Annotated in this window: 22 protein-coding genes and 1 tRNA gene; 11 read left to right on the top strand and 12 right to left on the bottom strand. The window is 70.6% G+C overall.

What is annotated here, in order from left to right:
- Positions 1 to 45: 45 nt before the first annotated feature.
- The 3 genes from OG959_RS19335 to pdhA are packed head-to-tail and all read right to left on the bottom strand — an operon-like array spanning position 46 to position 3682.
- Positions 46 to 1491, bottom strand: coding sequence for a dihydrolipoamide acetyltransferase family protein (locus tag OG959_RS19335; RefSeq protein WP_326660079.1), 1446 nt, complete (start codon positions 1489 to 1491; stop codon positions 46 to 48).
- Positions 1491 to 2522: an alpha-ketoacid dehydrogenase subunit beta gene (locus tag OG959_RS19330; protein WP_219573728.1), complete on the bottom strand. Its 1032-nt coding sequence runs from the start codon at positions 2520 to 2522 to the stop codon at positions 1491 to 1493. Before OG959_RS19330 ends, OG959_RS19335 begins: the two co-directional genes overlap by 1 nt.
- Complete coding sequence (pdhA, locus tag OG959_RS19325; RefSeq protein WP_326660076.1) at positions 2519 to 3682, bottom strand: pyruvate dehydrogenase (acetyl-transferring) E1 component subunit alpha; 1164 nt, start codon at positions 3680 to 3682, stop codon at positions 2519 to 2521. The genes OG959_RS19330 and pdhA overlap by 4 nt, the downstream gene beginning before the upstream one ends.
- Before the next feature lie 272 nt (positions 3683 to 3954).
- Between pdhA and OG959_RS19320 the strand changes: the two genes are divergently transcribed.
- Positions 3955 to 4461, top strand: coding sequence for an Lrp/AsnC family transcriptional regulator (locus OG959_RS19320; protein ID WP_148022057.1), 507 nt, complete (start codon positions 3955 to 3957; stop codon positions 4459 to 4461).
- A gap of 77 nt (positions 4462 to 4538) precedes the next feature.
- On the opposite strand, the gene OG959_RS19315 is transcribed toward OG959_RS19320, so the two are convergent.
- Complete coding sequence (locus OG959_RS19315) at positions 4539 to 5132, bottom strand: TetR/AcrR family transcriptional regulator (RefSeq protein WP_326660072.1); 594 nt, start codon at positions 5130 to 5132, stop codon at positions 4539 to 4541.
- 151 nt (positions 5133 to 5283) lie between these two features.
- Here OG959_RS19315 and paaN point away from each other — a divergent pair, with 151 nt between their 5' ends.
- Entirely contained in the window at positions 5284 to 6984 is a 1701-nt protein-coding gene (paaN, locus tag OG959_RS19310) for a phenylacetic acid degradation protein PaaN (protein ID WP_326660070.1), read from the top strand.
- 151 nt (positions 6985 to 7135) lie between these two features.
- On the opposite strand, the gene OG959_RS19305 is transcribed toward paaN, so the two are convergent.
- Genes OG959_RS19305 through OG959_RS19295 form a run of 3 tightly spaced genes read right to left on the bottom strand, consistent with a single transcriptional unit; the run spans position 7136 to position 9935 of the window.
- Positions 7136 to 7861: a TrmH family RNA methyltransferase gene (locus OG959_RS19305; RefSeq protein WP_326660068.1), complete on the bottom strand. Its 726-nt coding sequence runs from the start codon at positions 7859 to 7861 to the stop codon at positions 7136 to 7138.
- The gene (locus tag OG959_RS19300; RefSeq protein WP_326660066.1) at positions 7858 to 9165 is read right to left on the bottom strand and encodes an HTTM domain-containing protein; all 1308 of its coding nucleotides are present in this window, start codon (positions 9163 to 9165) and stop codon (positions 7858 to 7860) included. Before OG959_RS19300 ends, OG959_RS19305 begins: the two co-directional genes overlap by 4 nt.
- The gene (locus tag OG959_RS19295; protein ID WP_326660065.1) at positions 9162 to 9935 is read right to left on the bottom strand and encodes a DUF5819 family protein; all 774 of its coding nucleotides are present in this window, start codon (positions 9933 to 9935) and stop codon (positions 9162 to 9164) included. The genes OG959_RS19300 and OG959_RS19295 overlap by 4 nt, the downstream gene beginning before the upstream one ends.
- Positions 9936 to 10049: 114 nt before the next feature.
- On the opposite strand from OG959_RS19295, the gene paaA reads away from it, so the two are divergent.
- From paaA to OG959_RS19265, 6 genes are all read left to right on the top strand, one after another.
- The gene (paaA, locus tag OG959_RS19290; protein WP_326660063.1) at positions 10050 to 11099 is read left to right on the top strand and encodes a 1,2-phenylacetyl-CoA epoxidase subunit PaaA; all 1050 of its coding nucleotides are present in this window, start codon (positions 10050 to 10052) and stop codon (positions 11097 to 11099) included.
- Positions 11096 to 11386 carry a 1,2-phenylacetyl-CoA epoxidase subunit PaaB gene (gene paaB / locus OG959_RS19285; protein WP_219572877.1) on the top strand — a complete coding sequence of 97 codons (291 nt, stop codon included), beginning with the start codon at positions 11096 to 11098 and terminating at the stop codon, positions 11384 to 11386. The genes paaA and paaB overlap by 4 nt, the downstream gene beginning before the upstream one ends.
- Positions 11383 to 12084, top strand: a complete 702-nt coding sequence (gene paaC, locus OG959_RS19280; protein WP_326660060.1) for a 1,2-phenylacetyl-CoA epoxidase subunit PaaC — start codon at positions 11383 to 11385, stop codon at positions 12082 to 12084. The genes paaB and paaC overlap by 4 nt, the downstream gene beginning before the upstream one ends.
- Complete coding sequence (paaD, locus tag OG959_RS19275; protein ID WP_326660058.1) at positions 12078 to 12590, top strand: 1,2-phenylacetyl-CoA epoxidase subunit PaaD; 513 nt, start codon at positions 12078 to 12080, stop codon at positions 12588 to 12590. The genes paaC and paaD overlap by 7 nt, the downstream gene beginning before the upstream one ends.
- Entirely contained in the window at positions 12591 to 13649 is a 1059-nt protein-coding gene (locus tag OG959_RS19270) for a 2Fe-2S iron-sulfur cluster-binding protein (protein ID WP_326660056.1), read from the top strand.
- Between the two features lie 126 nt (positions 13650 to 13775).
- Entirely contained in the window at positions 13776 to 14972 is a 1197-nt protein-coding gene (locus tag OG959_RS19265; protein ID WP_326660054.1) for an acyl-CoA dehydrogenase family protein, read from the top strand.
- 86 nt (positions 14973 to 15058) lie between these two features.
- On the opposite strand, the gene OG959_RS19260 is transcribed toward OG959_RS19265, so the two are convergent.
- From OG959_RS19260 to OG959_RS19245, 4 genes are all read right to left on the bottom strand, one after another.
- Entirely contained in the window at positions 15059 to 15403 is a 345-nt protein-coding gene (locus tag OG959_RS19260; protein ID WP_326660052.1) for a rhodanese-like domain-containing protein, read from the bottom strand.
- Between the two features lie 48 nt (positions 15404 to 15451).
- On the bottom strand, positions 15452 to 16483 hold the full coding sequence (locus OG959_RS19255) for a J domain-containing protein (RefSeq protein WP_326660050.1): 1032 nt from the start codon (positions 16481 to 16483) through the stop codon (positions 15452 to 15454).
- A gap of 58 nt (positions 16484 to 16541) precedes the next feature.
- Entirely contained in the window at positions 16542 to 17993 is a 1452-nt protein-coding gene (locus OG959_RS19250) for a DUF2252 domain-containing protein (RefSeq protein ID WP_326660048.1), read from the bottom strand.
- Positions 17994 to 18197: 204 nt separating this feature from the next.
- Complete coding sequence (locus tag OG959_RS19245) at positions 18198 to 18545, bottom strand: winged helix-turn-helix transcriptional regulator (RefSeq protein ID WP_326660046.1); 348 nt, start codon at positions 18543 to 18545, stop codon at positions 18198 to 18200.
- A 123-nt stretch (positions 18546 to 18668) separates the two neighbouring features.
- Here OG959_RS19245 and OG959_RS19240 point away from each other — a divergent pair, with 123 nt between their 5' ends.
- Positions 18669 to 19280, top strand: coding sequence for an FMN-dependent NADH-azoreductase (locus OG959_RS19240; protein ID WP_326660044.1), 612 nt, complete (start codon positions 18669 to 18671; stop codon positions 19278 to 19280).
- Between the two features lie 201 nt (positions 19281 to 19481).
- Here OG959_RS19240 and OG959_RS19235 read toward each other — a convergent pair.
- A tRNA-Leu gene (locus OG959_RS19235) sits at positions 19482 to 19564 on the bottom strand.
- Between the two features lie 315 nt (positions 19565 to 19879).
- Here OG959_RS19235 and OG959_RS19230 point away from each other — a divergent pair.
- Both OG959_RS19230 and OG959_RS19225 read left to right on the top strand, forming a co-directional pair.
- Entirely contained in the window at positions 19880 to 20776 is an 897-nt protein-coding gene (locus tag OG959_RS19230; protein ID WP_326660042.1) for a DUF3662 and FHA domain-containing protein, read from the top strand.
- A gap of 10 nt (positions 20777 to 20786) precedes the next feature.
- Entirely contained in the window at positions 20787 to 21302 is a 516-nt protein-coding gene (locus OG959_RS19225; RefSeq protein WP_148019768.1) for an FHA domain-containing protein FhaB/FipA, read from the top strand.
- Positions 21303 to 21387: the final 85 nt, after the last annotated feature.

Here is a 21387-nt window from a genome sequence, read left to right as displayed (position 1 = left end):
CCGGTCCACGTTCCGGTGGATCAGCGCGATCCGCGTTCCGACGGCCTACAACGTCCGCAGCAGCACCGCCGGCTGTTCCACACAGTCGGCCACGTAGCGCAGGAACCCGCCCGCCGCACCGCCGTCGCAGACCCGGTGGTCGAAGGTCAGGGACAGCTGGACGACCCGTCGCACGGCCAGTTCGCCCTCGTGCACCCACGGCTTGGGGACGATCCGGCCGACGCCGAGCATCGCCGCCTCCGGGTGATTGATGATCGGCGTCGATCCGTCGACGCCGAACACCCCGTAGTTGTTGAGCGTGAACGTGCCGCCCGTCAGCTCGGCCGGCTTCAGCGTCCCCGCCCTCGCCGCCTCGGTCAGCCGGGCGATCTCCGCCCCGATCGACTCCGCGTTGCGCGTCTGCGCGTCCCGGACGACCGGGACGACCAGTCCGCGCTCGGTCTGCGCCGCGAACCCGAGGTGGACCTCCGGCAGCCGCACGATCTCGCGCGCCTCCATGTCCACCGTGGAGTTGAGCTCGGGGTACCGGGCCAGGGCCGCCGTGCAGATACGGGCGAGCAGGGCCAGGACCGACACCTTGGGACCGGCACCCGGACCACCGGCACCGTTCATCGCCGCCCTGGCCGCCATCAGTTCGGTGGCATCGGCGTCCACCCAGCACGTGGCATCGGGGATCTCGCGCCGGCTGCGGGCCAGCTTGTCGGCGACGGCACCCCGCACACCGCGCAACGGAATCCGCTCGCCGGCAGGACGTGCCGAAGCTCCGGCCGTCCCCGCGGGCCTCGTTCCCGGAGTCACGGCCGGAGCGGCGACGGGAGCCGACGCCACCGACCGGATGGCGGACTCGACATCGGCGCGCAGGATCAGCCCGTCGGGTCCGGATCCCGCGAGCTGCCGCAGATCGAGGTCGTGCTGCCGCGCGAGCTTGCGCACCAGCGGGGAGACGACGGGGACCGGCCCCCGTACGTCGTCGGCCCCCCCGGCGGAGACCGCGGCCTCGGCCGGTAGCCCGGCGGCGGTCGTGGGGGTGGACGCGGCAGGCGCCGAAAGGCCCTCCGGCCGGACCCGCCGGCGCCGCACCGGCGGCGCCCCCGTCCCGTATCCCACCAGCACATTCCCCGACCCGGACGGCTCCGAGCCGGCGACCGTCGCATCTGAGCCCGCACCGGATCCCGCACCGGATCCCGCACCTGAGCCCGCACCTGAGCCCGCACCGGTCAGCGTCTCCGACCCCGACGGTTCCACGGTGCCGACCGCGACCGTCAGCAGCGGTGCGCCGACGGGAAGTTCCGTTCCTTCCTCGCCGAACCGCGCGGTGACCACGCCCCCGTACGGGCAGGGCACCTCCACCATCGCCTTGGCCGTCTCGACCTCGACGACCGGCTGGTCGATGGCGACGACTTCGCCGACCTCCACCAGCCAGCGCACGATCAGTGCCTCGGTCAGTCCCTCGCCGAGATCCGGAAGCTTGAATTCGAGTACCTGAGGCATCAGTTGTCCGCCTCCCACTGCAGTCGTGCGACCGCGTCGAGCACCCGGTCCACACCCGGCAGATGGTGGCGCTCCTGCATCGGCGGCGGGTACGGGATGTCGAAACCGGCGACGCGCAGCACCGGTGCCTCCAGGTGGTGGAAACAGCGCTCGGTGATCCGGGCTGCGATCTCGCCGCCCGGGCCGCCGAAGCCGGTGGACTCGTGGACGACGACCGCGCGACCGGTGCGCCGCACGGATGCGGCGACGGTCTCGTCATCGAACGGCACCAGCGACCGCAGGTCGACGACTTCGAGGTCCCAGCCCTCCTCGACAGCGGCCTGCGCCGCCTCCATGCAGACCGGCAACGACGGCCCGTACGTGATCAGCGTCGCGCTGCGCCCGGGGCGGCGTACGACCGCCCGCCCGATGGGTTCGACGGCGGCCGGCGCCTGCGGCGACCAGTCCGCCTTCGACCAGTAGAGCCGCTTGGGCTCCAGGAAGACCACAGGGTCGTCGGACGCGATCGAGGCCCGCAGCAGCCCGTACGCGTCCTCGACCGTGGCGGGGGTGACGACATGGAGGCCCGGGGTCGCCATGTAGTACGCCTCCGAGGAGTCGCTGTGGTGCTCGACGCCGCCGATGCCGCCGCCGTAGGGGACCCGGACCGTGATCGGCAGCGGCATCGCGCCCCCGGTCCGGTTCCGCATCTTGGCGACATGGCTGATGAGCTGCTCGAACGCCGGATACGCGAAGGCGTCGAACTGCATCTCGACCACGGGCCGGAGCCCGTACATCGCCATGCCGACGGCCGCGCCGAGGATGCCGGCCTCGGCCAGCGGGGTGTCCGTGCACCGCTCGTCGCCGAACTCCTTCGCCAGGCCGTCGGTGATCCTGAAGACCCCGCCGAGCGTGCCCACGTCCTCACCGAGGACGTGTACGGAGGGATCCTCGGCCATCGAGTCGCGCAGCGCGCGACCGAGTGCCTGCGCCATGGTCGCGGGTTTGGCCTTCGCCGTCCGCTCCCCGGCCGTGGCCGCTGCCGTGGTCATCGCCCCGCACCCCTGTCGTCCGTGCCGTGCTCGTCGTGCTCCGCGTCCAGCTCGACCCGCAGGCGGGCCGCCTGCTCGCGCAGCTGTGTCGTCTGCTCCGCGTACACATGGGCGAAGAGGTCCATCGGGTCGAGCACCGGGTCCGCGTTCATCCGCTCCCTCAGCTGCGCCGCCATCCGCTCCGCGGCCGCGCGCGCCTCCTCGATGCCGTCGTCGCCGAGCAGCCCGCGTCCGGTCAGCTCGCGCTCCAGGAGCTGGACCGGATCGTGGGCCCGCCAGGCCTCGACCTCGCTGTTCCCCCGGTAGCGCGTGGCATCGTCCGCGTTCGTGTGGGCGTCCATGCGGTAGGTGACGGCCTCCACCAGCGTCGGACCACCGCCGCTCCTGGCCCTCGCCACGGCCTCGGAGAGCACCTGGTGCATGGCGGCCGCGTCGTTGCCGTCGACCAGCCGGCCGGGCATCCCGTACCCCACGGCCTTGTGGGCCAGGGACGGTGCCGCGGTCTGCTTGGCCAGGGGCACGGAAATGGCGAAGCCGTTGTTCTGCACGAGGAAGACGACCGGGGCCCGCCAGACGGCCGCGAAGTTCAGCGCCTCGTGGAAATCGCCCTCGCTGGTGCCGCCGTCACCGACCATGGCGAGCGCCACCACGTCGTCCCCCTTGAGCCGCGCCGCGTGGGCCAGGCCCACGGCGTGCGGCAGCTGGGTGGCGAGCGGGGTGCACAGGGGCGCGATGCGGTGCTCACGCGGGTCGTAGCCGGTGTGCCGGTCACCGCGCAGCAGGGTCAGGGCCTCGACCGGGTCCAGTCCCCGGGCCACGGCCGCGAGCGTGTCGCGGTAGCTGGGGAAGAGCCAGTCCCGCTCCTCCAGCACCAGGGCGGCCGCGATCTCGCAGGCCTCCTGCCCGGTGCTCGACGGATAGACGGCGAGCCGTCCCTGCTTGGTGAGGGCGGTCGCCTGTGCGTTGTACCGCCGGCCGCGCACGAGCTCCGCATAGAGCCGCAGCAGCAGCTGGGGGTCTGCCTCGGCCGCGGCGTCCGTACCGAGCACGCGGTACGGCTCGGGGTCCGGGAGCAGGGGCGCGGGATCGGTGAGCGGCTTCCAGGCCGGGGGCGGCGTGGGCCGGTAGGCGGCCGCGCCGGGCAGCTCTTGGACCGTCATGACAAGCACCTCCTGGCGTCGAGGGGTATCGAGCGACATCTGGCGGCATCGGGGGTGCCCGATGCCGAGGGGTGTTGATATGTGTCGAATTAACCAAAGCTGTGCGAGGCGCGCATGTGGTGCCATGTGGTGTGCCTCACCTACCGATTGTTCGGTCGCGAGCGCATTTTGGCTACAGGCACCGTCAGCCTGTGGACAAACGGTTCTCCACAGCCTGGGATGGGGGCAGGTCGTCCAGGACGGGGAGGCACGGGAACATGGCAGCTGAACAAATGGCCGACGGGGGCGAGGAGCCGGGCAGGATTCCCCCGGCACGCCCGCTCGACGCCATCGACGGCGCCATCCTCCGACTGCTCCAGACGGACGGCCGCGCCTCGATACGGTCGGTCGCCGACCGCGTCCACGTCTCGCGGGCCAATGCGTACGCCCGCATCAACCGGCTCATCGACGACGGCGTGATCCGCGGCTTCGGCGCACGGGTGAACCACGAGCGGGCGGGGCAGGGGGCCTCCGCATACATCACGCTCAAGATCGTCCAGAACTCCTGGCGCACCGTGCGGGAGCAGCTCCAGGCATTGCCGGGCGCCACGCACATCGCACTGGTCAGCGGCGATTTCGACGTCCTGCTGCTGGTGCACACCCCGGACAACCGGTCACTGCGCGAGCTGGTCCTGACGAGGATCCAGGCCATTCCGGAGGTGCTTTCCACCCGCACCCTGCTGGTGTTCGAGGAGACGGACCTGACCCCGGGCTCCGACCGGCCCACGGAACTCACCTGAGTAAGGACACCCCGGCCACCGGCTCCGGCCCTGAGGCTCAGCGGCTGGACTTCATGCCACCGGCTCAGCCCTGGGGCTCAGCGGCTGGACTTCATGCCTTCGAAGGCCAGCTGCACGACCGTGTCGGCGAGCCGCTCCCCCTCCGCGCCGCCGTCCGGCAGCGGCCGGAACCACTCCACGAGCGAATTGACCATCCCGAACAACAGCCGCGTCGCGAGCCGTATGTCCACGTCGGAGCGGAGGTCGCCGTCCGCGACCGCCGCCTTGAGCAGATCGGCCACGCGCTGGTCGAACTCACGGCGCCGTTCCAGGGCCCAGCGCTCGGTCTTCGTGTTGCCCCGCACCCGCAGCAGCAGCGTGACGTAGGGCAGTTCGGCTATCAGCACCTCGACGGTCCGACGCGTGACGTACTCGACGCGCTCGATCGCACGGCCCCGGGTCGCGCCCGGCTCGTCGAGGATTCCGAAGAGCCCGTCCAGTGCCCGGCTGACCGCGCGCCGCAGCAGCTCTTCCTTGCCTGCGACATGGTGATAGATGGACGACTTCGAGATGCCCGCCGCCTTGGACAGGTGCTCCATCGAGGTGCCGTCGTAACCGCGCTCGTTGAAGACACGGACGGCGACGGTGAGCAGAGTCTCCGGGGTGTACGTGTCCCGCTTGGCCGTGGTCATGCCCGCGATCCTCCCCTACGAGTCGGACCGACCGGCAAATGGGGGCGGTCTTATCCACAGGTTTCGCGGGCCCCCTTGTCCCGACCGATCGTTCGGTTACTCTAACTCTGTCCGCCCGTCCCTGCCCAGCTCGATGAGGAGTTGGTCCGTCATGGCCGCCGAGCTCTCCCCGCACCTGCTGTCCGAGAGGCACCGCCCCACGCTCGACCGGGCCCTCGACGCGATCCGCACGCGCGCCTACTGGTCGCCGCACCCCGAGCACCCGAAGGCCTACGGCGAGGGCGGCGCCCCCGGAAGCCTGGGAGCCGCCGAGGGCAAGGCCGCCTTCGACGCCGTGCTGCACACCCGTCTCGACCTGGACCAGCCGGGCACCGACGGCTGGACGGGCGGCGAGATCTCTCCGTACGGCCCGGAGCTGGCCGTCGAGTATCCGCACGCCGACCTCGACGTACTGCTCCCGGCGATGCGTGCCGCTATGCCCGCCTGGCGCGAGGCCGGCCCGGAGACCAGGGCCCTGGTCTGCCTGGAGGTCCTGGCGCGGATCAACGCCCGCACCCATGAGTTCGGCCACGCGGTGATGCACACCAGCGGCCAGGCCTTCATGATGGCGTTCCAGGCCGGCGGACCGCACGCCCAGGACCGCGGTCTGGAGGCGGTGGCGTACGCGTACGAGGAGCAGATGCGCGCGCCCCGGACCGCCGACTGGTCGAAGCCGCAGGGCAAGCGCGACCCGATCGACCTGCACAAGACGTTCACCGCGGCAGGGCGCGGCATCTCCCTGCTGATCGGCTGCAACACCTTCCCCACGTGGAACGGCTACCCGGGCCTCTTCGCCTCCCTGGCCACCGGCAATCCGGTCCTGGTCAAGCCGCACCCCCGGGCCGTGCTCCCGCTGGCCCTGACCGTGCAGCTGGCGCGCGAGGTCCTCAGGGAAGCGGGCTTCGACCCCAACCTGGTCGCGCTGGCCGCCGAGCGTCCGGGCGAGGGCATCGCCAAGACCCTGGCGGTCCGTCCGGAGATCCGGATCATCGACTACACCGGTTCCACCGCGTTCGGTGACTGGCTGGAAGCCAACGCGCGCCAGGCCCAGGTGTACACGGAGAAGGCCGGCGTCAACACGATCGTCGTCGACTCCACGGACGACTACCGAGGCATGCTGGCCAACCTGGCGTTCTCGCTCTCCCTCTACAGCGGCCAGATGTGCACCACCCCGCAGAACCTCCTGATCCCCCGGGACGGCATCACGACGGATGTCGGCGACAAGTCGTACGACGACGTGGTCACGGACATCGCCGCCGGCGTCACCGGACTCCTCGGCGACGACGCCCGGGCGAACGGCCTGCTCGGCGCCCTGGTCAACCCGGATGTGAAGGCCCGCCTGGAGGCGGCCGCACAGCTGGGAGAGGTGGCACTGCCTTCGCGGGAGGTGGCCAACCCGGACTTCCCGGAAGCAGTCGTCCGCACCCCGCTGATCGTCAAGCTCGACGGCAGCAAGCCGGACGAGGACTCGCCCTACCTGTCGGAGTGCTTCGGCCCGGTCTCGTTCGCGGTCGCCGTCGACTCGACGGCGGAGGCGGTGGAACTGCTGCGCCGTACGATCCGCGAAAAGGGCGCGATGACGGTCGGCGCGTACACCACCTCACCGGAGGTGGAGCGTGCGGTGGAGGACGTCTGCCTGGACGAGTCGGCCCAGCTCTCCCTGAATCTGACCGGCGGGGTGTACGTCAACCAGACGGCGGCGTTCTCCGACTTCCACGGATCGGGAGGAAACCCGGCAGCGAACGCGGCCCTGTGCGACGGCGCATTCGTCTCGAACCGCTTCCGCACCCTGGAAGTCCGCCGCCAGCGCTGACCCCCCTCTTCAGCCCCTCCGGCGTTTGAGGAGCGGGGTCCGGGGCGGAGCCCCGGTTGCGGGAAGGGGCGGGGAGGGACAAGGCCCGCCGCAGGCGCGCCCCCTCCCCGCACGCCCCCTCAACCGGCGCCCCGGCCCCCTGGGCGGAGCCCTACGCCCCGCCGCCCGGAATATCCGCGTACCGCTGCACCCACGCATGCATCGCAATCGCCGCCGCAGCCCCCGCGTTGATCGACCGCGTCGACCCGAACTGCGCGATCGAGCACACCATCGAGGCGTGCTTGCGCGCCTCCTCGGTCAGACCGGGCCCCTCCTGCCCGAAGAGCAGCACACACCGCCGCGGCAGCTCGATCCGCTCCAGCGGCACCGCGCCCGGAAGATTGTCGATACCGATGATCGGCAGCCCTTCGGACGCCGCCCAGGCGGTCAGATCCGCGGTGTCCGGGTGGTGACGGACATGCTGGTAGCGGTCGGTGACCATCGCTCCGCGACGGTTCCAGCGCCGCCGCCCCACGATGTGCACCTCCTTGGCGAGGAAGGCGTTCGCGGTGCGTACGACGGAACCGATGTTGAAGTCGTGGCCCCAGTTCTCCACCGCCACGTGAAAGTCGTGCCGCCGCAGGTCGAGATCGGCGACGATCGCCTCCCGGGTCCAGTAGCGGTACTCATCGCCCACATTGCGCCGGTCGCCGTGGGCGAGCAGCTCGGGGTCGTACCGCTCGCCCACGGGCCAGGGCAGCGGATGGGGCCCGACGCCGATCTCCGTACCGAACCCCTCGTCGTACTGCGCCGGATCGTCCGTAGCCGGCGCCGCGGGCGGGTCGGCCGCCCCACCCGCACCGTCGGTGCTGCCTGTACTGCCTGTCTCGCTGCTCACCCGACGAGCGTATGGCCCCCGCCGTCGCGGCGCTGCGGTGCCTCCCGGTCCTCGGCACCGACATCAGCACCAGCATCGGCACCGGTGCCGGCACCGGCACCGTCCTCCACGCCGACACCGTCCTCCGCCTCCGCACCGTCCCGCGGCCCCGGCACCTTGCCGCGCCGCCGCAGGAGCAGATCCCGCCCGTGTGCCGTCTGTCCTCCGAGCCACATCAGGAAGACGGTCGGCAGGAAGACGGCGTCCGCGGCGATCATGGCCATCGAGAAGAAGGGGAGCCCCAGCAGCAGGGCGATACCCGCGTGCTCGCAGATCATCAGGACGAGCAGCACGTTCTTGACGCGCCGGTTGAAAAGGGTGAAGGGGAAGGCGACCTGCACGGCAACGGTGGCATACGTCAGCACCATGACCATCAGACCGCTCGCCGCGAGAAGGTCGGAGAGCCCGGGCCACGGGGTGAAGTAGTCGAGATTGAGCGGGTAGTAGAGCGCCGTGCCGTCCTGCCAGCGCGACCCCTGGATCTTGTACCAGCCCGCGGTCGCGTAGATCATGCAGACCTCGGCCATGATCACGACGAGTGTGGCGTTGTGGGCGAGGTTGGCGATGACGTCGAGCAGAGTGCGCGGCTCGCTGTCCGGTGCGTACCGGTTCACGGCCCACCAGGCGCCGTGGCCGATCCACAGGATCCAGAAGAAGACCGGCAGCCAGGTGGTCCCGCCCAGGCTGTCCGTCACCGTGGCACCGCAGAGGACCGCTCCGAAAGCCACCCACAGCAGCGGACCCGCCACACCCGCACCGCGTGGTGCGGGGTCCGCGCCGGACGCCCGCCGTGCACGGCGGGCGTCCAGGGACCAGACCTGACCGCATCGCGTCAGTACGAGGTAGATCGCCATCAGGTGGATGACGTTGTCGCCGCCGTCACCCATGAAGATGCTGCGGTTCTGCAGCGAGAGCACGCCGACCATGAAGAGGACGGACATCGCCCGGGTATGCCAGCCCACGATCAGCAGCGCGGAGGCGACCAGCGCCAGCCCGTACACGATCTCGAACCAGACAGCGCTGTCCGACCACATCAGTGTGGTGAAGGCCTGGTTCCCGGAAATGAGCTGCTGCGCCATGTCCCAGCGCCACGGGGCCTCGGGGCCGTACATCTCGTGACGGTGCGGAATCTCGCGCAGCAGGAACAGGAAGTACGTGGCGGAGATGCCGATCCGGATGACGGCGCTCTGGTACGGCCCCAGAGAAGCGGCCGTGACGCGCTGGATACCGCGTGCGAGCGTGCGGTCGGAGCCGGGTGTGCTCACTGGTCCGCCTCCTTGGAGGTGGCCGAGCCCTCCGGGAGATCGGCCGCGGTGACGGTCCACCAGGGCAGTACCCGGTAGGACGGCTTGGTGCTGATCTTCTCGCTGCTCCACACGGGGGCCGCCACGGAACGTGTCTCGGAACGGACCTGGATCCTCAGGACGTCGCCGCCGTAGTCGTGCTCACTGAGGCGCAGCATCACGATGCGCCGAATGTACTGCTCGGAGAGTTTGCCGCGCAGTCCGTTGGCCCGGTTCTGGCTGTCGTGCGAGCCGAGATAGAAGTCCCAGCCCCGGCGGAGTTCGTTCTGCTGGACATGGCTGGGCAGCGGATTGCCGCGTATCGCCTTGCCGTCCTCGCCCGACAGGCTCATCCAGGGGGTGGTCCGACGCTTGTCGGGGCCGGATATCTCGGCGCGCACGTGCACGGCGATGTTCTGCTGCAGGGGATTGGGCGCGAAGAGCTTCCAGTTCTGCTCGAACTCGGGATAGATCCACTGGTCGACCGCCTCGCCGTGCTGCTTGGTCAGCGTGTTGGAGGGGGCGACGTGCAGGAACACCATCGCCAGCTGCACGCAGGCGATGAGCCCGATCACGGACAGCGCCACAGCGGCGACGACCTGGTACGGAAACGAGAGCCCGGCCATACCGACGCGCGGCTCGGGAACGGTCCGCGGATCAGGGCCGGTCCCGCTCCCGTCCCCCTCGCTGACGCCCCCGTCGACGCTCCCACCGACGCCCCCGCCGACGCCCTTGTCGTCGTACGAATCCATCCCGCCCCGATCCCCGTCGATCCCGGTCAGTTATCCACAGGGTTGACACCCTACGGGCCGCAGACTCACCATTGAAGACATTGAACCGAACGATCGGTCGGTAGGGAGTCCGGGATGGCGGCAGTGACTGCGGGCCAGACAGCGCAGGCGGCAGCAGGCAGTACCGATGGGGCGGACGGGGCCCTGGAGGCAGCCTTCGACGCCGCGGTCGCGGCCGACGAGCGCATCGAGCCACGCGACTGGATGCCCGACGCCTATCGCGCCTCGCTGGTCAGGCAAATGGCCCAGCACGCCCATTCCGAGATCATCGGCATGCAGCCGGAGGCAAACTGGATCACCCGCGCCCCCTCGCTGCGCCGCAAGGCCATCCTGATGGCCAAGGTGCAGGACGAGGCGGGGCACGGCCTGTATCTCTACAGCGCCGCTGAGACCCTCGGCACAGGCCGCGAGGAGCTGCTCGACAAGCTGCACGCGGGCCGCCAGCGGTATTCCTCGATCTTCAACTACCCGACCCTGACCTGGGCGGACGTCGGCGCCATCGGCTGGCTCGTGGACGGCGCGGCGATCACCAACCAGGTCCCTCTCTGCCGCTGCTCCTACGGCCCCTACGCCCGGGCCATGGTCCGCATCTGCAAGGAGGAGTCCTTCCACCAGCGCCAGGGCTACGAACTGCTGCTCGCGCTCAGCCACGGGACACCCGCGCAGCACGAGATGGCGCAGGACGCCGTGAATCGCTGGTGGTGGCCGTCCCTGATGATGTTCGGCCCGCCGGACGACGCCTCGTCGCATTCCGCGCAGTCGATGACCTGGAAGATCAAGCGGCATTCCAACGACGAGCTGCGGCAGCGCTTCGTGGACATCTGTGTCCCGCAGGCCGAGGTCCTGGGCCTCGCGCTCCCCGACCCGGACCTCCGGTGGAACGAGGAGCGCGGTCAGCATGACTTCGGGGCGATCGACTGGACGGAGTTCCAGGAGGTCCTGAAGGGCAACGGGCCGTGCAACGAACAGCGCCTCACCCAGCGCCGCCGGGCCCACGAGGAAGGCGCCTGGGTCCGGGACGCGGCCGCCGCATACGCACAGAAGCACACGGACGCACCGAAAACAGAAGCACTGAGCCCGGCTGTACCGAAGACGGCTGTACCGAACGGGGAGGCGACAGCATGAGCAGTTCGACCGACTGGCCGCTGTGGGAGGTGTTCGTGCGCTCGCGGCGCGGGCTCTCGCACACCCACGCCGGCAGCCTGCACGCCCCGGATGCCGAGATGGCCCTGCGCAACGCACGCGATCTCTACACCCGCCGCTCCGAGGGCGTCTCCCTCTGGGTGGTGCCCTCCAGCCAGATCACGGCGTCCTCGCCGGACGAGAAGGACACGTTCTTCGAACCGGCGGGTGACAAGCCCTACCGGCACCCGACCTTCTACGCCATCCCGGACGGGGTGAAGCACCTGTGACCGCGGCCCTCGCTCTCGGCGACGACGCGCTGGTGCTGTCGCACCGGCTGGGTGAGTGGGCGGGCCACGCCCCCGTACTGGAGGAGGAGGTGGCCCTCGCCAACATCGCCCTGGACCTCCTGGGCCAGGCCCGGATCCTGCTCTCCCTGGCGGGCGACGAGGACGAACTGGCGTATCTGCGCGAGGAACGCGCCTTTCGCAACGTTCAGCTGGTCGAGCAGCCCAACGGCGACTTCGCCCACACCATCGCCCGTCAGCTGTACTTCTCGGTCCACCAGCACGGCCTGTACGAACAGCTGGCGGCCGGGGGCGGCGAGTTCGCCGGTCTGGCGGCCAAGGCCGTCAAGGAGGTCGCCTACCACCGCGACCACGCCGAGCAGTGGACCCTGCGCCTCGGGGACGGTACGGCCGAGAGCCACGCACGCATGCAGCACGGAGTGGACGCCCTGTGGCGTTACACCGGCGAGCTGTTCCAGCCCGTCGAGGGAGTCGACGTGGACTGGCAGGCACTGCACAGCCGCTGGCTGGACTCCCTCACCACCGTGCTGGAGCGGGCCACGCTGACCGTGCCGACCGGACCGCAGACCGGCGCCTGGACAGCAGGTGCCGGCCGGCAGGGCATCCACACGGAACCCTTCGGCCTGATGATCGCCGAGATGCAGCACCTGCACCGCAGCCACCCGGGGGCGTCATGGTGACCTGGACACCTCTGGAGGAGGAGCTGCGCAGCCTCGCGGGCTCCGTCCCCGATCCGGAACTGCCCGTACTGACCCTGGAGGAGCTGGGTGTGCTCCGGGGGGTGGAGGTGCTCGCACCCGGCCGCGTCACGGTCCGGCTCACCCCGACCTACACCGGCTGCCCCGCGATAGAGACCATGTCCACGGACATCGAGCGCGTGCTGTACGACCACGGCATGACCGAGGTCTCCGTGGTCACCGTCCTCTCCCCGGCCTGGTCCACGGACGACATCAGCGCGGAGGGCCGGCGCAAGCTCGCCGAGTTCGGTATCGCGCCTCCACGGCCGCACGACGCCGCGACCGCCTCCGCGGGGGCAGCACCCGTACCCGTCGCCCTGTCGGTGCGCTGTCCGCACTGCGGCTCGACCGACACGGAGCTTCTGAGCCGGTTCTCGTCGACCGCCTGCAAGGCGCTGCGCCGGTGTGTGTCGTGCCGTGAACCGTTCGACCACTTCAAGGAGTTGTAGATGTTCCATCCGCTCCGGGTCAGCGCGATCGAGCGGCTCACGGACGATTCGGTGGCCGTCACCTTCGCCGTTCCGCCGAAGCTGCGCGAGACCTTCCGCCACCAGCCCGGTCAGCATCTCAACGTCCGCTACACAGTCGACGGCGAGGAGATCCGCCGCTCTTACTCGATCTGCGCACCGGCCACCGAACAGCCGGCCGAACCCGCGCTTCGCGTGGGCATCCGGCTCGTCGACGGCGGTGCTTTCTCCACGTACGCACTCAAGGAACTGGCGGTCGGCGACCAGGTCGAGGCGATGCCTCCGATGGGCCGCTTCGTGCTCGCGCCGCGCGCCGGCCAGTTCGCGGCGATCGTCGGGGGGAGCGGCATCACCCCGGTGCTGTCCATCGCGGCGACCCTGCTGGCCCGCGAGGCCGACGCCTCGTTCTGCCTGATCCGGAGCGACCGGACCGCCGCCTCGACCATGTTCCTGGACGAGGTCGCCGACCTCAAGGACCGCTACCCGGACCGGTTCCAGCTGGTCACCGCGCTGTCCCGGGAGGAACAGCAGGCAGGCCTTCCCTCCGGCAGGCTCGATCGCGACAGACTCACCGGACTGCTGCCGGCCCTGCTCCCGGTGGCCGAGATCGAGGGCTGGTACCTGTGCGGTCCGCTCGGCCTGGTCCGGGCCGCCGAAGGCGCGCTGCACGGTCTGGGCGTCGACCGGACCCGCATCCACCAGGAGATCTTCCACGTCGAGGACGGCCCGGGCGCCTCCGCGCGGCCTCGGGTCGAGGCTTCGGCACACAGCACGCTCACCGCGACCCTGGACGGCCGCTCGGGCACCTGGCCGGTACTGGAGGGCGATTCCCTCCTGGAGACGGTGCTGCGCAGCCGTTCCGACGCGCCGTACGCCTGCAAGGGCGGGGTCTGCGGAACCTGCCGGGCCTTCCTGGTCTCGGGAGAGGTGCGGATGGACCGCAACTTCGCCCTGGAGCCCGAGGAGACGGACGCGGGGTATGTGCTGGCCTGTCAGTCCCATCCGGTGACGGGGGAGGTGGAGCTCGACTTCGACCGCTGACCTACGGCGGCGCGCACCCCACACCTCGCACCACGCCCGGCCTGTTCCCTTCTTGTAGAACCTGTTCTATCTTGACGCTCCGTCAGGTCGGGCTAAGGGCACAGCGGTTCGCGGGAGGCCAGGACAGTGGACTTCACCTTCACCGAGGAACAACAGGCAGCCACCGAGGCAGCGCAGGCGGTCTTCTCGGGCGTCGCCCCCGATGCGGTGCCCAGCCCCGCTCTCGTCCCGGGAGCGGTCGCCGAGGACATCGACCGACCGCTGTGGGCCGGGCTGGCCTCCGGCGACCTGCTGAGCCTGACGCTGGCTCCGGAACATGGCGGCGCGGGCCTCGACCTGGTCGCGCTCTGCCTGGTGCTGCGCGAGTCCGCGAAGGTTCTCGCCCGGGTTCCGCTGCTGGAGACGTGCGCGGTCGCCATGGCGGTCCAGCGTTACGGCGACCAGGAACTGGCGGCCGAGTTGCTGCCCCGGATCGGCCGGGGGGACCTGGTTCTCACCGTCGGCACCAACGGCCGCACCGGCCACGACCCGGCCGAACTCGCCGTCACCGCACGGCCGGACGGCGACGTAGACGAAGACGGCCGCAGCGGCAGCGGCAGCGGCAGCGGCAGGAACAACAACGCGGGCACATCCTGGGTACTGGACGGCGTCCAGTCGGCAGTGCCGTGGGCCCAGGCAGCGGACTGGATCGCGGTGCCCGCCCATGCCGGGGACGGCCGCGCCGTGCTGGCCCTGATCCGCCGCGACGACGACGGTGTCACCATCGCGGAGCAGGTCTCCACCAACGGTGAACTCTTCGGCGAAGTACGGCTGGACGCGGTCCGGATCGAGTCCCGCCGACTGATCGACGCCACCGATGCCTGGGAGTGGCTGCGTTCCGTGCTCACCACCGGGACATGCGCTCTCGCGCTGGGCCTCGGCGAGGCCGTACTGGCCATGACGAGCCAGTACACCGGCAAGCGCGAGCAGTTCGGCTTCCCCGTCGCGACCTTCCAGGCCGTCGCCATGCAGGCCGCGGACCGCTACATCGACCTGCGGGCCATGGAGGTGACCCTCTGGCAGGCGGCCTGGCGGATCGCCGTCGGCGGGGCCGGCGCGCTGCCACCGGCGGGCGATGTCGCGGTGGCGAAGATCTGGGCGTCCGACGGGGTCCGCCGGGTCGTGCAGACGGCGCAGCACCTGCACGGCGGATTCGGCGCGGACACCGACTACCCGCTGCACCGCTTCCACGCCTGGGCGAAGCAGATCGAGCTCTCCCTCGGCCCGGCAGCGGCGCACGAGGAGGCACTGGGCGACCTGCTGGCCGCTCACCCCCTCGGCTGACACCACCGGGCAGCGAAAGCGGACGGACAGGACGGGGGCGCGGCTCCGGGAGGTCACTCGACCACGCCGGGCGGCGCCCCGGGAGATCAAGCGACGAAGGCGGGCGCCCCGTTGTCGGTGACCATCGGGCGTCCCGCACCGTCCCAGGCAAGCATGCCGCCGTCGATGTTCACGGCGTCGATGCCCTGCTGCACCAGGTACTGGGTGACCTGGGCGGACCGGCCGCCGACCCGGCACATCACATGCACGCGCCGGCCGTCCTCCACCGCCTCGGTCAGTTCACCGAACCGGCCCACGAAGTCGCTCATGGGAATGTGCAGGGCGCCGTCGACATGCCCGGCCGCCCACTCGTCGTCCTCCCGGACGTCCAGCACGAAGCCGTCCGCCGGCACCGCCGTGACGGCGACTGCGGGAAGCGGGGCGAAATTCATGGGTCATGCCTTCTCTCGTTCACATGCGCACCGAAGTCACCGGAAACGCTACTGCAGACCTGACAGCTCGGCCTCACGCTGCGAGACCTCGCCCAGCAACTGCTCGGCGATCTCTTCCAGCAGGTGATCCGGATCATCCGGAGCCATCCGCAGCATGGCGCCGATCGCGCTCTGCTCCAGCTCCTGGGCGAGCACCGTCAGCAGTTCCTTGCGCTGCGTCAGCCAGTTCAGCCGGGCATACAGCTCATCGGCCTCACTGAGCTCCGCCGGGGGCACCACCGGTCCGGCCGCCCACTCCTGGGCCAGTTCCCTGAGCAGCGCCTCGTCACCGCGCCCGTAGGCGGCGTTGACGCGCGTGATGAACTCGTCGCGCCGGGCCCGCTCCTTCTCGTCCTGGGCCAGGTCCGGATGGGCCTTGCGGGCCAGCTCGCGGTACAGCTTCCGTGCCTCGTCGGTCGGCCGGACCCGCTTGGGCGGCCGGACCGGCTGCTCGGTCAGCATGGCCGCGGCCTCGGGCGACAGACCGTCGGAGTCGATCCAGTCGTGGAACAGCTCGTCGACCCCCGGCATGGGCATCACGATCGCCCGTGCCTCCTGCGCCTTGCGCAGGTCCTCCGGGTCGCCCGACCTGGCGGCCCGGGCCTCCGCGATCAGTGCGTCGAGCTCGTCGAGCCGTGCGTACATCGGGCCCAGCCGCTGGTGGTGCAGCCGGGAGAAGTTCTCCACCTCGACCCGGAACGTCTCCACCGCGATCTCGAACTCGATGAGTGCCTGCTCGGCCACCCGCACGGCATGCGCCAGCCGCGCCTCGGGACGCGCCTGCTCACCGGCCGCGCCGCCCGCACCAGCATCGTCAGTCGCCCCAGCAGTCACGTCACCGGTCGCACCGCCGTCGCCAGCCCCACCACCGTCACCGGGCGCACCGGCATCACGTACGGCGCCGGGCCCGTCCGCTTGCCCCTCCGTCTGGGCCTCGGCCTGCGCCCCGGCCGGAGGGCCGGGCCGCTCGTCCTGCGGGGCGTCGTCCTGCAGGGCATCGTCGTTCCGGGTGGTCGGCACCCCGGCGGCTTCGTGGGTCACCCGTCCAGCGTATGGCCACGGCCGGGGTGCCGAGGACGCACGGTCGGGGCAGCGGACCTCACACCCCCGTTTCGGCGGCCATCCGCCCTGCTCCGATCGCCCGCACCAGGTCCGCGTGGTCCGCCTCGGTACGGTCCGCGTAGGTCACCGCGAACGCCGCCACCGCGTCGTCGAGCTCGTCGCTCTTTCCGCAGTACCCCGCGATCAGCCGCGGATCGGCACTGTGCGCATGGGCCCGCGCCAGCAGCGCACCCGTCATCCGCCCGTAGTCGTCGACCTGGTCGGCCGCCAGCGCCGCAGGGTCCACGCTGCCCTTCCGGTTCCTGAACTGCCGCACCTGGAAGGGCCGGCCCTGCACGGTCGCCCAGCCCAGCAGGATGTCACTGACGACCTGCATCCGCTTCTGCCCCAGCACCACCCGGCGCCCCTCGTGCACCGTCTCGGGCACATCGAAGCCCACGGCGGGCAGATGGGGCGCCAGGACCGACGGCCTGGCCTCCTTCACCTGAAGGACCAGGGGCTCGCCTCGGTGGTCCAGCAGCAGCACCACGTACGACCGGGTGCCCACGCTCCCCGTGCCGACCACCCGGAACGCCACGTCGTGGATCGCGTACCGGGCCAGCAGCGGCACCCGGTCCTCCGAGACGGTGCCCAGATAGTCGCCCAGCCCCGCCGCCACGGCCGCCGCCTCCGCGTCCGGCACCCGGCGCAGCACCGGCGGCGCGTCGACGAACCGGCGGCCGCCGTCCCCGGAGTCCTCGGTGGACTTCGCGGCGAAGCGGGCGCTGGTGTTGTTGCGCGCCTTCTCCGACACCCGCTCCAGGGTGCCCAGCAGATCCTTCGCGTCCGTGTGCGAGACCAGTTCCTCGTCGGCGATGGCGTTCCACGCGTCGAGCGCGGGCAGCCGGGCCAGCAGCCGCATGGTCCGCCGGTAGGCGCCGACCGTGTCGTACGCGCCCCTGCGGCAGGTCTCCTCGTCCGCACCGGCCTCGCGGCCCGCGAGGACCAGTGAGGTGGTGAGTCGCTTGAGGTCCCACTCCCAGGGGCCGGCCACGGTCTCGTCGAAGTCGTTCAGATCGATGACCAGGCTGCCGCGGGCGTCGCCGTACAGCCCGAAATTCGCCGCGTGTGCGTCGCCGCAGAGCTGAGCGGCCACCCCGGTCACGGGTGTCCCCACCAGGTCGTGCGCCATCAGGCCCGCCGAACCCCGAAGGAAGGCGAACGGCGTCGCGGCCATCCGTCCCACCCGTATCGGCGTGAGACCCGCCACCCGGCCCTGATTCGACTCCTCGACCGCCCGCACCGCGTCGGGCCGCCCCGCAGGCAGCACGAGAGAGGCGTGGGAGGAGCGGGGCACACTCCGGCGCAGCGCCTTGCCGGTCTCTCTCGGCGACAGCGGTGCGGTCCGGTCGTCCGGGGCCGCACGGCGGGCGAACCCGGGCACGACGGGAATGCGTGAACCGTCCTTCACGGCCCGCTGTACCGGCAGTGTCGCTTCGATCTCGCTCATGGCGCGCAGCCTCCCCCGACCGCACCCGGCGCCGCCGTCGGCGTCCGGCGTCCCGGTCCAGCATCAACTGCCGCAGACGGTACCGCTGCCCGTCCGTGGCCGAGCCCCGGGTTCCGGCTCGGGCCGGCTGCGGCATCACGCGGGCCCGAGCCTGTCGATGTGCGTGCGGGGCCCCGCGGGCCGGCCAGGTCCGGACGAGAGGCCCTAGCAGCCGCCGAGGTCGTCCTTCAGATGGGTTTCGGCCCAGCTCCCCAGTTCCTTGAGGGCGGGCTCCATCGCGGCACCGGCCTGCGTCAAGCGGTACGACACCCGCAGCGGCGGCCCCTCGTCGACCTCGCGGACCACCAGTCCCGCCGCCCCCAGTTCGGTCAGCCGGTCCGAGAGCATGCGCTCACTGATGCCTGGAATGGCCCGCCGCAGATCGGCGAAGTGCACCGGCTGCTGCATCAGCACGGAGACGATCGGCCCGGTCCAGCGCTTACCGAACAGCTCGAAGACGCGGCTGATGCCCACGTCCACCCGCCTGCACGCCTGCTCGCTGTGATCCGCCATCCGTCCAGAGTACTGCGTGGACGTGAGGGACTTACTATTCGTAAGCCACTATGTTATTACTAGGTACGTACGAAATATTGGACCGCTCACCGGCCCTCCCCTCACCGATCCATGGAGACCGTCATGGCCACCCTCCTGCACCTCGATTCCGCCGTCTTCCCCGAGGGCTCCGCCTCGCGCGAGGTCACCGCCGCCTTCGTACAGACCTGGCTCGAGCAGCACCCCGACGGGAAGGTCGTCTACCGCGACCTCGCGGCCGAGCCCCTGCCGCACCTGAACGCCGAGGCCGCCGCAGCCGGTGCCGCGCACCCCCTGCGGGGCGAACTCGCCGCGGAACTCTCCGCCGCGGACGCGGTCCTGATCGGTGCGCCGATGTACAACTTCACGATTCCGTCGACGCTCAAGGCATGGCTCGACCACGTGATCATCGTCGGCCACAACGCCGGCCCCGACAGCCCGGTGGCCGGCACCCCGATCACCGTCGTCGCCAGCCGTGGCGGCTCGTACGCCGCGGGCACCCCGCGCGAGGACGCCGAATTCGTGCAGAACTATCTCGCGACGCTGCTGACGTCCATGTTCGCCGCCGAGGTCGACTTCATCGTGCCCGAGCTCACCCTGGCCCACAGCAATCCGCAGATGGCCGAGCTCATCCCGCTCGCCGACTCCTCACGCGCCAAGGCACTCACCGACGCCTCCGAGAAGGCCAAGGCCCTCGCCTCCCGCCTCGCCGCCTGAGAACCAGGTCGCGACCGCAGGGAAGGGTCGGGGTCCGCGGACCCCGACCCTTCCCTGCGAATCGGACGTTTCACGTGAAACCAAACACCCGGAACTCCTGACCGGGCCGCACCGGAACTCCTGATCGGCCCAGCACCAGACAAGCCCGGGGCAGAACCGAAGAAGCCCCACAGGCCGATGGCCTGTGGGGCTTCTCTCTTGTGCGCGAGGGGGGATTTGAACCCCCACGTCCCTAAGGACACTGGCACCTGAAGCCAGCGCGTCTGCCGTTCCGCCACTCGCGCATGAGTGGTGTTTCCAGACTCCCGCTTGTTGCTGCGAGCGCCTGGCGACAAACGGAAGATTAGCACGCTGGACAGGGTGGATTCACATCCGTTTGTTTCGCCGAACGTCCCGAGGGAACCGGGAACCCGGAGCCGCCGCCCCCCACTCCTCCTGAGTGCACCCAAGGTGCGGGACACTGTCAGGAGGCCGCCTCTACGATCCGTGTGAGGGGGGACACTCCTCCACAGTGCAGACAAGGGGAACCAGCCGATTTCCCTACGCGTGGATACGATCAGTAAGCAGTACAGGGACGACAACACCGGAGGAGGTGCCCCATGGGAGTCATGAAGCGTTTCGAGCAGCGTCTCGAAGGTCTGGTCAACGGCACCTTCGCCAAGGTCTTCAAGTCCGAGGTCCAGCCGGTCGAGATCGCCGGTGCCCTCCAGCGGGAGTGCGACAACAACGCCACCATCTGGAACCGCGAGCGGACCGTCGTCCCCAACGACTTCATCGTCGAGCTCAGCGCCCCCGACTACGAGCGTCTCAGCCCGTACTCCGGCCAGCTGGGCGACGAGCTCTCCGGGCTGGTCAGGGACTACGCCAAGCAGCAGCGGTACACCTTCATGGGCCCCATCAAGGTCCATCTGGAGAAGGCGGACGACCTCGACACCGGTCTCTACCGGGTACGCAGCCGCACCTTGGCGTCGAGTTCGTCACAGCAGGAACAGCCCGGCCAGCCCGGCCAGCAGGCGTTCCCGAACCACCCGGGGCAGCAGGCCGCACCGCCCGCCCGCCCCGGCCACGGGCGCCCCCAGGCTCCCGGCGGCTACGGCTACCCGCCCACCTCCGCACCGCCCATGCCCGCGGCCCCGCCGCCGGGCGCCAGGCACGGCGGAGCACCGGGTCCCGACCGGCGCCCGCCGGCCACCCCCAGCCCCCTGCCGAACACGCAGGTGCGACGCTGGATCGAGATCAACGGCACCCGCCATCAGATCTCCCGTCCGACGCTGGTGATGGGCCGCAGCACCGACGCCGACGTGCGGATCGACGACCCCGGCGTATCCCGTCGGCACTGTGAGATTCGGACCGGAACGCCCTCGACGATCCAGGATCTCGGGTCTACCAACGGCATCGTGGTAGACGGGCAGCACACAACCCGCGCTACGCTCCGCGACGGCTCGCGGATCGTCGTGGGCAGCACCACCATCGTTTACCGGCAAGCCGAAGGGTGAAGCGGGGGCAATGTCAGAGCTGACCCTTACGGTCATGCGGCTAGGATTCCTGGCTGTTCTGTGGCTGTTCGTGATCGTGGCCGTCCAGGTCATTCGAAGTGACCTGTTCGGAACGCGCGTCACGCAGCGCGGCTCACGCCGCACTGCGACCGACGCACGGCCTCCACAGGCACGCCAGACCGCTGCGGCACCGCCGCAGCAACGCCAGCAGCCCGGCCGCCAGCGCCGGGGCGCACCGACCAAACTGGTCGTGTCCGAAGGGACGCTCACCGGCACCACGGTGGCGCTCCAGGGGCAGACCATCACGCTGGGCCGGGCCCATGATTCAACGATCGTGCTGGACGACGACTACGCGTCCAGCAGGCATGCCAGGATCTACCCCGACCGTGACGGCCAGTGGATCGTCGAGGATCTCGGGTCCACCAACGGCACGTATCTGGACCGGACCCGTCTCACCACCCCGACGCCAGTTCCGCTGGGCGCGCCGATCCGGATCGGCAAGACCGTCATCGAGCTGCGGAAGTAGTACGACAATGAGCGAGCGGAGCGAGCGAGCCGCAGCGGCCCGGGCAACGGACCCGGCCGGGCTCCCGACCGGAGGGTGGGCAGTG

The sequence above is a fragment of the Streptomyces sp. NBC_00385 genome, from assembly GCF_035917155.1.
GTDB classification, from domain to species: domain Bacteria; phylum Actinomycetota; class Actinomycetes; order Streptomycetales; family Streptomycetaceae; genus Streptomyces; species Streptomyces poriferorum.
This window is presented reverse-complemented; position numbering and strand designations above follow the sequence as displayed.